Source organism: Sphingomonas sp. AAP5 (assembly GCF_004354345.1).
GTDB classification, from domain to species: domain Bacteria; phylum Pseudomonadota; class Alphaproteobacteria; order Sphingomonadales; family Sphingomonadaceae; genus Sphingomonas; species Sphingomonas glacialis.
In genome coordinates this window covers 2,946,446-2,960,469 of the sequence record NZ_CP037913.1, presented here as the reverse complement: position 1 = coordinate 2,960,469, position 14,024 = coordinate 2,946,446, and the positions used below count along the sequence as shown (strand labels likewise).

10 protein-coding genes are annotated in these 14,024 nt (G+C 66.3%); 2 read left to right on the top strand and 8 right to left on the bottom strand.

The features are described from left to right. Positions 1–56 precede the first annotated feature (56 nt). The 4 genes from E2E30_RS13670 to E2E30_RS13655 all read right to left on the bottom strand — a co-directional run bounded on the left by E2E30_RS13670 (position 57) and on the right by E2E30_RS13655 (position 6,571). On the bottom strand, positions 57–1,562 hold the full coding sequence (locus E2E30_RS13670; protein WP_133190662.1) for a rhamnogalacturonidase: 1,506 nt from the start codon (positions 1,560–1,562) through the stop codon (positions 57–59). 1 nt (position 1,563) lies between these two features. Beyond that, positions 1,564–2,325 (bottom strand): SDR family NAD(P)-dependent oxidoreductase, encoded by a 762-nt coding sequence (locus E2E30_RS13665; protein WP_133190660.1) that lies wholly within the window; start codon positions 2,323–2,325, stop codon positions 1,564–1,566. Between the two features lie 29 nt (positions 2,326–2,354). Further along, a complete protein-coding gene (locus E2E30_RS13660) occupies positions 2,355–3,158 on the bottom strand; it encodes an IclR family transcriptional regulator (RefSeq protein ID WP_133190658.1) in 804 nt (267 codons plus the stop codon). 137 nt (positions 3,159–3,295) lie between these two features. Beyond that, positions 3,296–6,571 (bottom strand): TonB-dependent receptor, encoded by a 3,276-nt coding sequence (locus E2E30_RS13655; protein ID WP_133190656.1) that lies wholly within the window; start codon positions 6,569–6,571, stop codon positions 3,296–3,298. A 313-nt stretch (positions 6,572–6,884) separates the two neighbouring features. Here E2E30_RS13655 and E2E30_RS13650 point away from each other — a divergent pair, with 313 nt between their 5' ends. After that, positions 6,885–8,792 carry a rhamnogalacturonan lyase gene (locus E2E30_RS13650; protein WP_165954524.1) on the top strand — a complete coding sequence of 636 codons (1,908 nt, stop codon included), beginning with the start codon at positions 6,885–6,887 and terminating at the stop codon, positions 8,790–8,792. A 42-nt stretch (positions 8,793–8,834) separates the two neighbouring features. On the opposite strand, the gene E2E30_RS13645 is transcribed toward E2E30_RS13650, so the two are convergent. Genes E2E30_RS13645 through E2E30_RS13630 form a run of 4 tightly spaced genes read right to left on the bottom strand, consistent with a single transcriptional unit; the run spans position 8,835 to position 13,175 of the window. Then, positions 8,835–10,139, bottom strand: coding sequence for an oligogalacturonate lyase family protein (locus E2E30_RS13645; RefSeq protein ID WP_133190654.1), 1,305 nt, complete (start codon positions 10,137–10,139; stop codon positions 8,835–8,837). A 27-nt stretch (positions 10,140–10,166) separates the two neighbouring features. Next, on the bottom strand, positions 10,167–11,156 hold the full coding sequence (locus E2E30_RS13640; RefSeq protein ID WP_133190652.1) for an alpha/beta hydrolase: 990 nt from the start codon (positions 11,154–11,156) through the stop codon (positions 10,167–10,169). A gap of 1 nt (position 11,157) precedes the next feature. Beyond that, positions 11,158–12,384, bottom strand: a complete 1,227-nt coding sequence (locus tag E2E30_RS13635; RefSeq protein ID WP_240698938.1) for a rhamnogalacturonan acetylesterase — start codon at positions 12,382–12,384, stop codon at positions 11,158–11,160. After that, entirely contained in the window at positions 12,375–13,175 is an 801-nt protein-coding gene (locus E2E30_RS13630; protein ID WP_240698937.1) for a rhamnogalacturonan acetylesterase, read from the bottom strand. Before E2E30_RS13630 ends, E2E30_RS13635 begins: the two co-directional genes overlap by 10 nt. 191 nt (positions 13,176–13,366) lie before the next feature. On the opposite strand from E2E30_RS13630, the gene E2E30_RS13625 reads away from it, so the two are divergent. Continuing rightward, positions 13,367–14,017: a DUF6250 domain-containing protein gene (locus tag E2E30_RS13625; RefSeq protein WP_133190650.1), complete on the top strand. Its 651-nt coding sequence runs from the start codon at positions 13,367–13,369 to the stop codon at positions 14,015–14,017. Positions 14,018–14,024: the final 7 nt, after the last annotated feature.

Below are 14,024 nucleotides of genomic sequence, written 5' to 3'. Positions count from 1 at the left end.
ACCAATTTGTAGTATTTGGTACCGTTGAATGGGGGGAAGGTCAAACCCAAAGCGCGTCAGAGCTGGGTATTGTGCACGCTCAAACGGTCGACATGATCGGCGAGAAAGCGCGGCCGGGCGTCGGGCGTGGCAGTCTCCAGTCGTAGGCCGTCGATTGTGATGTCGCGTGCATGGCGCAGCCACAGGCCCCAGGCGGGCAAGGTCCCGAACATGCTCGGTTCGGGATAAGCGGAGGCGTGTTCCTCGGGGCGGCGCGCGGTGTCCTCGGCGGTGCCGCCGCCGCGATACGTGAGCGCGATGTTGCGCAGCGTAACATGCTCGATCGGATGGCCGGGCAGGCCGGCGAGCGCCGCCGGGTAGCGATGGTCGATGCCAGTCGCGGTGACGTCCTCGATCGTGACGTGGCGGATCGCGCCGATGCCGGTGCCGGCAGGTCCGCGCCGCCGATCACCGAGCCGCAGGAACAGCGGCGCGGTGGTGACGTCGGTCATCGTCAGGCGGCGCGCGACGATCTGCTCCACCACCCCGCCGTCGACCGTCTCGAGCGCGAGGCCGCGGCAATGTGTGAAGCTGCAATCCTCGATCAGCACGTTGCGATAGCCGCCATTGCTCTCGGTCCCGAGCTTGATCCGCCCGGTCACGCGGTCGCGGTCTGGTGCGAGTTCTTGTGTCGTACGGCGCGTACCATCGAGCAGCGTGCCGAGATCGAAGCCCGAGACGGCGCAGTGGCGGATGACGATGTTTTCCGCTGCGACGGCGTGGCCGAGCGCATAGCTGCTCTTGACCACGATCGCGTCGTCATTGGGCGTGTTGACGCGGCAGCGCTCGACCACGACGTCGCGCACGCAATCCAAGTCGATGCCGTCGCGATCGGTGTCGATCGTCAGGTCGCGGATCGCCAGATGGCGCGTGCGGGTGGCGAGGATCGCGAAATGCCCGCATTGGCGCATCGTGAACCCCGACAGCACGATGTCGCGACCGTTCTTGAGCGCGATCGCCTTGTTGCCCTGGCCGTTCATCGCCGCGGTGGCGGGTTCAAGCTGGTCGATCTGGCGCTGGCTCATGCCCTGCATCGACAGCGGGCGCTCGCCGGTCTGCGCCTTCCAGCGCGCGCCCGGGCCGTTTCGAGTAAGCCCGGCGCCGTCGATCAGTCCAGGACCGGTGATCGCCACTTCGACGACATCGTCGCCCCACAGCAAGCTGTTGTGCCAGTGGCTGTGACCGAAATCCTGGTAGAGCTGTTCGACCCCGGACTCGGGCAGGTCATAGCTGCCGGAATGCCGTGCAGGATCCGCCGCCTCGATGATCGCGCCCTTAGCGAGCTGGAGCGTGACCTTGCTCTTCAGCCGGATCGAGAAGCAGAGATAGCGCCCCGGCGGGACGATCACGGTTCCGCCGCCCGCCGCCGCGGCGATCGCGGCGTTGAAGGCAGCGGTGTCGAGCGTCCGCCCGTCGCCGCGCGCGCCGAAGCGTCGCACGTCGAACAGACGCGCGGCATGCGCCGGGAAGGGGAGCGCGGCCGCCATCAGGCCCAGGGCCAGGTCGCGCCGCGTCCAGTTCATCTCACTGCAGGTTCACGTAGGCGCCGCCGTCGACCAGCAGCGAGGCGCCGGTCACATAGCGCGCGAGGTCGGAGGCGAGGAACACCGTCGGCCCGACGAGATCGTCGGGCTGGCCGAGCCGGCCGAGCGGGATACGGCTTTCCATGTATTCGCGCTTCTTGGTGTCGGCGAGATCGTCCTTGTTGATGTCGGTGAGGATCGTACCGGGGAAGAGCGAGTTGCAGCGGATCTTGTGCTTGCCGAGCGCGATCGCGACCGACTGCATCAGCGAGTGGAGCCCAGCCTTGGTCGGCGTGTAATGCGTCTGATACTCGCCGCCGACCAGCGCCGAGATCGACGACATCGCGATGATCGAGCCGCCATCGCCTTGCTTGACCATCTGGTTGGCGGCAGCCTGCACCATGAAATAGGCGCCGTGCAGATTGACCTGCATCGTCCGCTCGAAGGTCTCGACCGGCATGTCGAGAAAGGCGTGGAACGGGCAGATGCCGGCATTGTTGACGAACACGTCGACCCGCCCGAGCGCGGCGACCGCCTTGGTGACGAAGTCGGTCGCGGTCTTGGGATCTGCAACATCGCCCTGGATCGCCACGCCCTTGCGGCCGAGCGCCTCGATCTCGGCGACCGCGCTTTCGGCACCCGCCACGTCGCGCGCGAAGTTGAGCGCGACGTCGGCGCCGTGCCGCGCACAGCCGATCGCCACTGCGCGGCCAATGCCGGCCGATGCACCGGTGACGAGCACCGTCTTGCCTGCGAGTAACATGCTAGTCTCCTGGGGATACGAAGGAAGGGTCAGGCGTCGGCGGGGTCGAAGCCGAGTTCGCGGCTGATCGCCAGCGCCACCGCGCAGACGTCGTCGGTGAGCGTGGTCATGCGGTCGTCGCTCATATATTGCGCGGCGCTCGACACGCTGATCGCGCCGACGATGCGCTTGCCGGCATCGCGGATCGGCGCGGCGACACAGCGCACTTGATCCTCATTCTCCTCGAGATCGAACGCGCGACCGCGGCTGGCATAGCCGGACATGCGCTCGAACCACAGAGCGGGGTCGACATGCGGTGCGCCGTCGGCCTGGTCGGCGGCGAAACGCTCGCGCCAATAAGCGGGTGTGTGATCGATGATCAGCGCCTTGCCGAGGCCGGTCGAGGTCAGCCGCTGGCGATCGCCGATCCGGCTCGAGATGGTGATGCGCCGGCGTCCGGGCACCTTGTCGAGATACAGCGCCGAGTCACCATCGAGGATGCCGAGATGGACTGTATCCTCGGTCGCGGCGGAAAGATCCTCGAGATACGGCCGCGCGACCTGGACGAGATCTGCCTGCGCTTGCGCCAGCGTACCAAGCAGCAGCAGTTTCGGCCCGAGCCGATAGCCTGCGCGCGGCGTAAAGGCGAGGTAGCCACGATCGACCAGCGCCGACAGCAAGCGGTGCGTTGTGCTCTTGGTGAGGTCGAGCTTGACCGCGAGTTCGCTCAGCGTGAGCACTTCGTGGCTCACCGCTTCGATCAGGTCGAGCCCGCGCATCAGCGTCTGGCTGCCGGCGCCGACGGCTGGCCCTGCGGTTTCGGGCATTTCGGTGTCGATGATCGGGGCGTTCATGTCCATCCCTTAGAATGTCGCGCCGTATGTTGGCAATCGACCAGCCAGTGTCGGTCCAGCGCCCCCGGGAAAAACCGGCTGGCCATCCGTTAGGATAGCCAGCCGCAGGGGGGGAGGGAAGGTGCTTCGCGCAAGCGCTAGAACTTGAGCTGAAGGCCGGCGAACAGCCGCTGGCCAGCGTAATAGGCTTCCGACGTGCCGATCCCCTTCACGAAGGAGCGCGAGTACGCCTTGTTGATGTTCTGCATCTCGACGAACAGGCTGGTGTGATATTTCGGGAAGCGCAGCGTGATCTTCCCGTCGAGATAGCCTTCGCCCTGGCGGTAGATCGGCAAATTGCCGTTGTTCGAATCCGCCGCCGTCACCAGCCAGTCGGAGCGATAATTGTAGCTCAGCCGCGCATTGAGGAAGCCCTTGTCGTAAAAAATGCTGGCGTTGTAGGTCCACTTCGACAGGCCGGGATATTCGAGCAGCGGCTGACCGGTCGCCGAGTTGGTCAGGTTGGTGCGGATCGCCCGCGCGAAGGTGACGTTGGCCGACGCGCCGAAGCCATCGAACGGCTTTGGCAGGAAGGTGAATGCGGTCTGCGCGCTGCCTTCGATGCCGTCGAGCAAGGCGCCGAACCCGTTGATCGGCTGGCGCACGGTATAGAGGACGCCGTCCTTGAACAGATCGACGCCCGAGCGGGTGACGTTCGGCACGACGAAGCTGCTCTCGTACTTCTTGTAATAGCCGACACTGACGAGCGTATCCCGGTTCGGATACCAGGCCATGTTGAGCTCCCACTGATCGGCGCGGTACGGCACCAGATCGGGGTTGCCCGCGGTGCAGGTGTCATCGGCTGCGGCGACGGTGGCGTCATCGGTGCAGGTGATCGTCGCGACCAGATCGGTCGGCTTGGGGCGCGCGAGGTTCTTTGCCCAGTTCGCCCGCAGCACCAGGTTCGGCGTGAATTCGAGCGCCGCGTTGAACGCAGGCAGCACGTCGCCATAGCTGTTCTTGAGCGTCGATTGCTGCGCCTTGAGCACCACCGTCTCGACCGCACCGGTCGGCGTGAAGCGCGTCACGCGGCTGATGTTGACGCCGGTGCCGTCGTCGCGCGTGTAGGTATAGCGCACGCCGGCATTACCGGTCAGCCGCATGCCGAACACGCGCGTTTCGAAATTGCCCTTGAGATAGCCCGCGGCGATCTTCTCGTTGATCGTGTAGGACGGGATCTGCGGCAGGCCATTGGCGGCAAGCGTCAGATCCTGGTCGAACCCCGACAGATCGTAATATTTGGAAATCTCGCCGGCATTGAAATTGGCAAAGGCGATCCGGTCGGGAATCCCGCCGGGGGCGCCGCGCAACCCGGTGAACAGCGGCGCGCCGCCGCTGGTGACGCCGAGCGCGTTGATGAGCGACGCGTATTCGGCCTGTGTCAGCTGGTTGGTGTAGGTGCCGTTGCCCGTCTTCGTCGTGCGCGCGGTGACCGCCGAGACGATGTTGGTCGAATAGGAGACGTTCGCGGTGTCCTGATAGACTTGCGGCGTCACACCGACCGCGGTCAGCAAGCGCGAGCCGCCGCCATTGTACGACACATAGTCCTGGTCGCGATATTGGCCGCCATATTCGATGGTCTTGAGCGGCCCGAACTCGACCTCCCAATCGACGTCGAGCTTGGCTTGCTTCTCGCTGTTCGAGGTCTGCGTCGGACGATACTGCACCGTCGGCCCCGATTGCGCGACGTTACCGGGACGCGTGAGATCGGTGTAGATGCCCGGGTCGGCCGGATTGACGCTGCTCGGATAGGTGAACACCGGGATGCCGAGCGCGTTCGACGTATCGACGTTCACGCCGGAGATGCCGGTGTTGATCGAGATCAGATTGGTTTCGCCGACCGTCTTGGCCTTGGCATAGGACACCATGCCCTTGACCTTGAAACGATCGAGATTCCAGTCGAAGCCGCCCTGGAAATATTGCGACTTCTGGTCGTACTGGAAATCGCGCCGCTGCACGCCGAGGATATTGCTCGAGCCGCTGGTGACCGTGCTGCTGACCGCGACCGAATTGAGCGCCGTGGTGTAGCCCGTTACGACATGGTCGGGATTGATCGTCGCGGTGCCGAGCTTGACCTGCTGGGTCGAGCTGGTGCCGAGCACCGGGTCGAGCTGGTAGCGTTGGACGCGGCCCATATCGAGCGAGTAATTGGTGTCGAACAGCCGCTGGTCGCGGTTGTTGATCTGCGCTTCGGCATAAGCGCGGAAATTGTGCGCGAGCTCATATTGCACCGTGAAGTCGCCCGACAGGCGCTTGTCGCGGCGGACGAGGTTGCGATAGCGCGGCACGGTCGGCGCCCAGTCGAAGAACTGGTTTTCGCACGCCGCACGCCGCGTCGCGAAGGTCTGGGTCGAGGTGGTGCCGACGTTGCCGCAGCTCGCATAGGTCGGGAAGGCCGCATAGGCGGCGTTGGCGACCGTCGGCTTGTCCGAATGGTCGAAGTCCGCAAGGCGGTTGTAGTTGGTGTTGCTGGCGTAATCCTGCCGCGTCGACTTGTCGTCATAGGTGACGTTGAGCAGGACGCCGAGGCCGTCCATCAGGAACCGCGGCGTGCCGAGCACGAGCGTGCCACGCGGACGCCAGTCCTGCGTCGTCTCGAGATGCTGCGCCGACACGACGACGCTGCCGAGTGCCTTCTTCAATTCAAGCGGCTTGCGCGTTTCGACCAGCACGGTGCCGCCAAGACCGCCTTCGGTCAAATCGGCGGCATAGCCCTTGAAGACGTCGATCGACTTGACGAGTTCGGTCGCGAGCTCGCGGAAATCGCCGGCGCGGCTGCCGCCGGCCGAGACCTGGCTGACGCCGTTGATCTCGACGCGGTTGAGATCGGGCTCGACGCCGCGGATCGACACCTGCGTCCCTTCGCCGAAATCGCGGCTGAGCTGGACACCGGTGATACGCGACAGCGAGTCGCCGACATTCTTGTCTGGGAAGCTGGCAATGTCGTCGGCGACGATCGAGTCGACGATCGTGCCGGCGTTGCGCTTGCGGTTGATCGCCGACTGGAGCGACGCGCGGGTGCCGACGACGACGATGTCCTGCGCGGTCGCGACGTCGGGGCTGGTGCGTCCGGCGTTCTGCGGCTCGTCCTGCGCGGATTGCGTCTCGGCCGGCGGGGACACGTCACCCGAAGCGCGGTCGCGCGTGGCCGGCTCGACCGTGGCGGAGGAGGGCGCGATGGTCTGGTCGTTCTGCGGCGCGGTCTGTGGCTGCGGCTGGACCGCGGGATTGGACGGCGTGGCCTGCGGCCGAGCGGTCTGTGGCTGAGCGGTCTGTGCCTGGGCGATCGCGGGCAGGACGCAGCCAAGCGTCAATGCGAGGACCGAGGTCGTGCGGAAAAGCTGCCGACGCGGTGCCGAACGAATAATGGTCATGAAATTCCTCCCCCTGGGGCGTCCTGGCTTTTCGAACCATTCGGACGTCCTGCTATGATCTGATGCTGCTTCAGCTATGCCGCGCGCTGTCGTGACGGCACGGATCGAACCGGCGTTCATGCATGCGTTGGCCGTTTCACGTCATCCCCCCTCGTAGTGCAGCGCGGTTCGTGCCAGCGCCATCGACTTCGTTCTGTAACATCCACATTGTGGATCGCTGTTCCGTTCTATGTTGCCATTTGGTGAAATGCAATCATAATTGTTGAGATATGGCGAGGCTGACCGTCGCCAGGGGAGAGACAGGATGATCCGGATGCGCAGCTACTTTTGGGCGAGCGTCGCGCTCGGTGCCGTGGCGGCAGCAGCAGCAGCGGCTCCGCCGCCGCGTGCGATCGAGACGCTCGACCGCGGGCTCGTCGCGACGCCAGCAAAGGGTGGCGGCTGGCTGGTGAGCTGGCGTTTGCTGGCGAGCGATCCGCGCGCGACCGCGTTCGACGTCTATCGCGATGGTCGCAAGATCACGCCGCGCCCGGTCACCAACGCCACCGCCTTCGTCGATCCGCAGGGGAGTGCCGACGCGCGCTATACGCTCGCAGTCGCGAACGGCGCTCCTGAAAAGCGGTCCGCCCTGATGGCGCCCAACGGCTATCTGTCGATCCCGCTGACCCCGCCGCCGGGCGGTACGACCCCCGCTGGCGAGGCGTATAGCTACACCGCCAACGATGCCGGCGTCGGCGATCTCGACGGTGACGGCCGCTATGAGATCGTGCTCAAATGGGATCCGACCAACAGCCACGACAACAGCCAGGCGGGCTATACCGGCGACGTGTTCGTCGACGCCTATACGCTCGAGGGCAAGCGGCTGTGGCGGATCGACCTCGGCAAAAACATCCGCGCGGGCGCGCATTACACGCAGTTCCAGATCGCCGACTATGACGGCGACGGTCGCGCCGAGATCGCGATGAAGACCGCCGATGGAACGGTCGACGGGACCGGCACGGTGATCGGCGACGCCACGGCCGACTGGCGCGAGCATGGCGGCGAAGTGCCGCAGCCCGACCGGACCGGCGCGAAGGTGCTCGCCGACGGCAGCAAGGTCGCGCCCTTGATCGGACGGATCCTCAAGGGGCCCGAATATCTCACCGTGTTCGACGGCCGCAGCGGCCGCGCGCTCGACACCAAGCCCTATGATCCGCCGCGCTATCCCGGCGGCAACCCCACCTTCGAGCAGCTGCGCGACACGTGGGGCGACGGCTATGTCAACCGCGCCGACCGCTTCCTCGCGGGCACCGCCTATCTCGACGGGCAGCATCCGAGCATGGTGTTCGGCCGCGGCTATTATGCGCGCACCGTCGTCGCGACGTGGGACTTCCGCGCCGGCAAGCTGGTCAAGCGCTGGACCTTCGATTCCTCCGCACCGGGCAATGGCGACTATGCCGATCGCGGCAATCACCAGCTCAGCATCGCCGATGTCGACGGCGACGGGCGCGACGAGGTGATCTACGGATCGATGGCGCTCGACGATGACGGCAAGGGGCTGTGGACCGACCCGCTGTTCCACGGCGATGCGATGCATGTCGCCGATCTCGACCCGATGCGGCCGGGGCTCGAAAAATGGGGCGTGCACGAGCAGGTGAAGACCAATGGCGGGATCGGCTCGGCGCTGCTCGACGCGCGGACCGGGCAAGTGCTGTGGACCAAGCCCGCCGACACCGACACCGGCCGCGGGCTCGCCGCCGATATCGACCCGCGGCATGTCGGCGCCGAACTGTGGGGCTCGAACAGCCGCGACCTGTTCGACGTGAAGGGCAATGCGATCGGCCCGGCGCCGCGCCAAACCAACTTTGCGCTCTATTGGGATGGCGACCTGCTGCAGGAGCTGCTCGACAAGACGACGATCAGCAAATGGGACTGGAAGACCGCCACCGCCGTCCCGCTCTTGTCGCCCGAGGGGCTCGCGTCGAACAACGGGACCAAGGCAACCCCGGCGCTGCAGGCCGACCTATTGGGCGACTGGCGTGAGGAAGTGGTGTGGCGCACCGCCGACAATCGCGCATTGCGGATATACGTCACGCCCTATCCGACCACGCACCGGCTGGTCACGCTGATGCAGGACCCGGTCTATCGCGCCGGGGTGGCGTGGCAGAACACGGCGTATAACCAGCCGCCGCATCTCGGCTATTTCCCCGGCAGCCTGACCCCGGCCGAGACGGCGGAATAAGCCGGCGGGGAGCGTCCGGCGGCGTCACGCCCGCCGGACGCGCTACCGCGCCTTGTCCGTCGCGACGGCGTAGATCGCCGCCTTGCCCTCGATATTGGCGCGGAAGAACAGCCAGCGGCCATCGGGCGAGAAGCGCCCGTTGGGCTCGAGCTTGTAATCCTGCCTGGCGAGATCGACGAGTTTCTCGGTCGCGAAGGTACCCGGCGCGATCAGTGCACCGGCATTGTCGGCATGGATGCCCGCAACGTCGGGGATCGCGCGCGGGCGGAACAGGTACATGTATTTGCCGTCGGGCGCGTGCGCGACCATCTCGGGGTCGCCGCCATCGCCCGAGAACAGCGTCTGGTCGGCAGAGACGTTGTAATGCACCGACCATTCGTTGCGCTCGAGATGGAACCAGCGGCGCTTGGCGGTGGCGACGTCATAGCCGGCGAGCCAGAAATCCTCGCCGCGCGGGGTCTGCAGATCGTACCAGATCGTCTTGCCGTCGGGTGACCAGAATTCGTGGCCGGCAATCTCCATGTTCATCGTGCGCGTGTGGATCTTGGTATTGCGGCTGCCGTCGGTGCGGACGGTCCAGATGCGGTCGACCTTGTGCCACGGGCCTTCGTGACAATACATCAGCAGCGTCGGATCGGTCGGCGAGAATTGCAGATGGTTGAGCCAGTCGGTCGCGGTGACGATCGTGCGGCGGGCGCCGGTCTTCACGTCGAGCGTGAAGATCTCCATCGGGATTTTCGCCTCGAGCCGGTCGTTGAGACGCACCTCCTTGGCCTCGGCATAGGGCAGCGGCTTGCCGTCTGGACCATTGGCGGCATAGGCGGCCTGGTCGGTGCGCGGGTCGCGACCTGCGGTGCCGGGCTGGAGCTCGACGGGGCGCGTGGTGAACTGCCCGGCGAGCAGCGTTTCGTCGGCGTTGATCGTGTCGATCTGGCTGCCGCGCGGCACCTCGGCGATCTTGCGCACCACGCCGGTATCGATGTCGGCAGCCGAGATGGTGACCGGTGCATCGGGTTTGCTGCGGTCGGTCTCGGAGAAATAGGCGGTGCGCGTCTTGTGGCCGGCGAACAGCAAGCGGACGCCGCGCCGCTTGAGCACGGTGCGCAGCGTCCACGTCTTGAGGTCCATCGCCTGGATGCCCTCGGCGGTCGAGAAGAGCATCGTGTCGCCGTTGGGCGTGTAGGCGTTGTAGTTGAAGTAGAGCGCGTAATTGCCGGGTGCATCGGTGATGCGGACGATCTTGTGGCCGGTCTTGGCATCGACCCAGCTCTTCATGTCGGCGGTCTGCGCCGCGGCAGGCGCGGCGAGCAGGGTGAGCGGCAGGAGCGCCGCGACGGTGATACGCATGGTCATTTCCTTGCTCGGGGCGTCGGGTCAGGCGGGCCAGCCATGATCCCCGGCCCAGTCGGCGAACATCTGCTGCCAGGGGACGATCGTCCCGTCGCGACGCTTGGCGGGTGGACCGTGCCCGCCTTTTTCGAACACCATCAGCGAGGCCGGGACCTTCGCTGCGTGCAGCGCCTCGATCATCAGCAGGCTGTTCTTGAAGGGGACGACAGGATCGTCCGCGTTGCACGCGATGAAGGTCGGCGGCATGTCGGCGGGCAAGTCGACCTGCGCCGAATAGCGGCGCTGGAAGTCGGGGCTGGCGGCGTTGGCGCCGAGCAGTTCGCGGCGCGACTGCGCGTGTACGCCCTCATCGAACATCGTGATGACGGGGTAGAACAGCCCGGCGACGGTCGGCGTCGCCGACAGCCGGTCCGCGGCGTCCTGCGGATCATAGACCGCGAGCGTCGAGCGCGCCGCGAGCTTCGCGGCGACATGGCCGCCCGCCGAAAAGCCGGTGATCGCGACGCGCGCTGGATCGACCGTCCAGCGCGTGCCCGCGCCCGCGCGGATCACGCGCATCGCGCGCTGCGCATCCTGCAATGCGACGTCGGGCCCCGCCGCCCAGCCGTCGTGCGGCAGTCGGTAGAGCAGTTCGAACGCGGTCACGCCGCGATCGGCGAACCATTGCGAGATCGCGCCGGGATTGCGCCCGACCGCGACGCGGACATAGCCGCCGCCGGGGCAGATCAGCACCGCGGCGCCGTTCGGCCGGGCAGGCTTGAGCACGGTGAGCATCGGCGTCGCGACATGCGGCCAGGCGATGTCGTCGGCGGCGCCCGTGGGGGAACGCTTGACCCATGCGTCGGTCACTTTGGTCTGCGGGGCGCCCGGCGGCGTCTTCGGCCAGAGCGGGAAGCGCTCGGCGGTGTCGCTGCCAGCGCGCCCGCCCGCGCCGACACCGGGATCCTGCGCGAAGGCGGGAAGGGGGAGGCTCGCGGCGAGCCCGCAGGCGAGGAACGTGCGGCGTGAGGTCATGTCAGCTTCCGTCGGGTCGGGTGGCGTCGTGGGCGATGCTGGGCGCGAGGTGGAACGTCGCCGGATCGGGCGGCTGCGCCGGATCGAACGCCCGCAGATCGGGCGCAAGATGCGCGGCGAGCGGGATCCCGGCGTCGGCAATGCCCTTGGCGACACTGCGCGCGAGCACCCAAGCGCCGTAATTGTCGTGATGCGTCGCGTCCTTGCCGCCATCGTTGAACGCCAGCGGCGCACGCTCCGGCCCGAGCGCTTCGTAGAAGGCGATGCTCGCGGCGTTGAGATCGATCACCGCGACCTGCTGCTCGGCGCCGACCGCCTTCACCGCCGCGACATAGTCGGCGAGCGTCGACTTGATCTTGGTGCCGCTCCACATCCGGCGATCGGGCGAGGTGACGAGCACCGGCGTGACGCCGCGGCGGCGGAACTCGGCGATCCAAGTGCGCAGATAGGCGCGATAGGTCGTCTCGGCGGCGGCATAGGTCTGCGGCCAGTTCGCCTTCTGGTCGTTATGGCCGAACTGGATGACCGCCCAGTCGCCGGGCTTCACCGACTCGAGCACCTTGGCGAAACGCAATTCGGCGATGAACGATTTGAGCGTCTCGCCGCTCTCGGCATGGTTGGCGATCGCGATGTCGGGTTTGAAGAAAGCGGGGAGCATCTGGCCCCAACTCGCGGCGGGTTCGGCGCCCTGGTCGGTGACGGTCGAATCGCCGAGCAGGAAGACGGTCGGCACCTGCACCGGCGCGATCGAAATCGCGGTGACGCCGGGATGATCGCCGAGGATCTCGAGCGTGAGCTTGTCGTCCCAGCTGAACGAGCTCCGCTCGCGCGGTTTGAGGAGCACCGCACTGCCGCCGGGCGCGTTGAGCGGCGGGGGGACGAGCGCGGCATTGCGGACATTGACGATAAAGCTGCGCGTGATGCTGTGCCCAGCGGGCACGCGGACCGCATCGAGCATCAACCGGCGCGACTCCGCCTTGATCGTCGTCTCGGTCGCCTGTCTGGGCAGGCCGAGCGTGACAGTGACTCTGTAGTTGCCCGGCGTGGCAGCGACCGAGAACAAGCGCGTCGAACCGGGTTCGTAGCCGACGCCGTCGGCATAAGCGTGATCGGGGGCGACGGGCGTCGTGCCGGGTGCCGCCTTGCCCGCGAGCGTAAGGCTGCGCGTCTGCGCGTGCGCGGGAAGCGCCACGGAGAGGCTCAGTGCGAGACCGGCGATCAGGCGCAAGACGGGCCGCCGGCGGGCGTCGTGCGGGTGAGCGCGGGGACATGCGGGGTGACGTAACGCGACACCGGCAGCTTGAGCCCGCGCAGCTCGACCGCGACGAGATCGGCGACATGGCGCGCGCCGAGTTCACTGAAATGCGTGTTGTCGTGCACGCCGGTGGGATAACCGGGCGCCCCGGCGCTGCCGTCATAATGCAGGTAATAGGCCGCTGCCGCCTGTTCGCCGAGCGCCTGCACCATCGCCTCGGACAGCTTGCCGAGATCGATCAGCGGCGTGTGCGTGTCGCGCGCGACCTGGCGCGCGGCGTTGGCGTAGAGCGGATAGGTCTGCTGCTCGATCCCGTCCTTGAAGTCGCGGCGCGCGACGGGGGTGAGGATTACCGCCTTCGCCCCGGCCGTTTTCGCCACGGCGAGGAAGCGGTGGAGATTGGCGATGTACTGGTCGACCGTCGTGTAGCGTTCGGGCTTGTCGGCGCTCTGATCGTTATGGCCGAACTGGATCATCAGCGTGTCACCTTTGCGCAGATCGGCCGCGATCGTGTCGAGCCGGCCTTCGCGGATGAAGCTGTTGGTGCTGCGCCCACCGATCGCTCGGTTCTCGAGCGTGACATTGGCCGCGAGAGCGCAGCGTAGCATCGTCCCCCAGCCCGATTGCGGATATTTTTCGGGCTTATAGTCCTGCGCGGTGGAATCGCTGGCGATGAAGATGCGCAGCGGCGGCGGCGCTTTGGCGCCGATCGCTGGCACGGTGACGATAGCCAGCAATGTACTCAGCAGGATTTTCGCCTTCATGGCATCCTCTCTTTTCTTTGTGTCCCGCATCATGCGATTTGATTCCATAAATCGCAACATCTCATATCGGCTGACGCCGAGCACAAGTTTCCACAATATGACCTGTGGTTATAGATTACGGGAATAGCTTGGCAACGCACCCTGTGTCGGCCTATGCTGACGCAAACGCTGAACAGAGGCGGGGAGAGGGTATGCAGAGCGTAAAGCTCCTCGGCAGCATCGCCGCGCTGACGCTGCTCGGCGCCTCGCCACAGGCGTCGCTCGACGGCTGGCGGGTCGAGGCCGAGTCGCCGGCTGCGCGGGTCACCGAAGCCGACGGCGTTATCGACATCGACACGCCCAAGGGTCTGACCCTGTGGTCGACCACGCCGATCACCGCGCCGACGACGATCACCTTCGAAGCGATGGCGGTGTCCGCCGGCGGTGCCAACGACCAGGTCAGCGACCTCAACGCCTTCTGGATGGCGACCAACCGCGACGGATCGTCGGTGCTGACTACGCCGCGCTCGGGCGCGTTCGGCGGCTATGACGACCTCATCACCTATTATGTCGGGATCGGCGGCAACCGGAATAGCACAACGCGTTTCCGCCGCTATATCGGCGTTCCCGGCAACCGTCCGATCCTGCCCGAGCATGACACGGCAGCCCCCGCCGACATGCTCGTCGCCAATCGCTGGACGCGGATCGTGCTGATCGCCGACGGCCACACCATCGCGGTCGAGCGCGACGGCAAGCGGCTGTTCACGCTCGACGACACCCAACCCTACACGCGCGGCCATTGGGGCTTGCGCACCACGTGGAGCCACCTGCGCATCCGGCGCGTGTCGGTGACGCACCGATGATGGAGAG

Bases quoted from the DNA above. Each gene is read 5' to 3' on its own strand.
- E2E30_RS13670 (WP_133190662.1), bottom strand. From the start codon at position 1,562: ATGAACTGGACGCGGCGCGACCTGGCCCTGGGCCTGATGGCGGCCGCG.
- E2E30_RS13665 (WP_133190660.1), bottom strand. From the start codon at position 2,325: ATGTTACTCGCAGGCAAGACGGTGCTCGTCACCGGTGCATCGGCCGGC.
- E2E30_RS13660 (WP_133190658.1), bottom strand. From the start codon at position 3,158: ATGAACGCCCCGATCATCGACACCGAAATGCCCGAAACCGCAGGGCCA.
- E2E30_RS13655 (WP_133190656.1), bottom strand. From the start codon at position 6,571: ATGACCATTATTCGTTCGGCACCGCGTCGGCAGCTTTTCCGCACGACC.
- E2E30_RS13650 (WP_165954524.1), top strand. From the start codon at position 6,885: ATGCGCAGCTACTTTTGGGCGAGCGTCGCGCTCGGTGCCGTGGCGGCA.
- E2E30_RS13645 (WP_133190654.1), bottom strand. From the start codon at position 10,139: ATGCGTATCACCGTCGCGGCGCTCCTGCCGCTCACCCTGCTCGCCGCG.
- E2E30_RS13640 (WP_133190652.1), bottom strand. From the start codon at position 11,156: ATGACCTCACGCCGCACGTTCCTCGCCTGCGGGCTCGCCGCGAGCCTC.
- E2E30_RS13630 (WP_240698937.1), bottom strand. From the start codon at position 13,175: ATGAAGGCGAAAATCCTGCTGAGTACATTGCTGGCTATCGTCACCGTG.
- E2E30_RS13625 (WP_133190650.1), top strand. From the start codon at position 13,367: ATGCAGAGCGTAAAGCTCCTCGGCAGCATCGCCGCGCTGACGCTGCTC.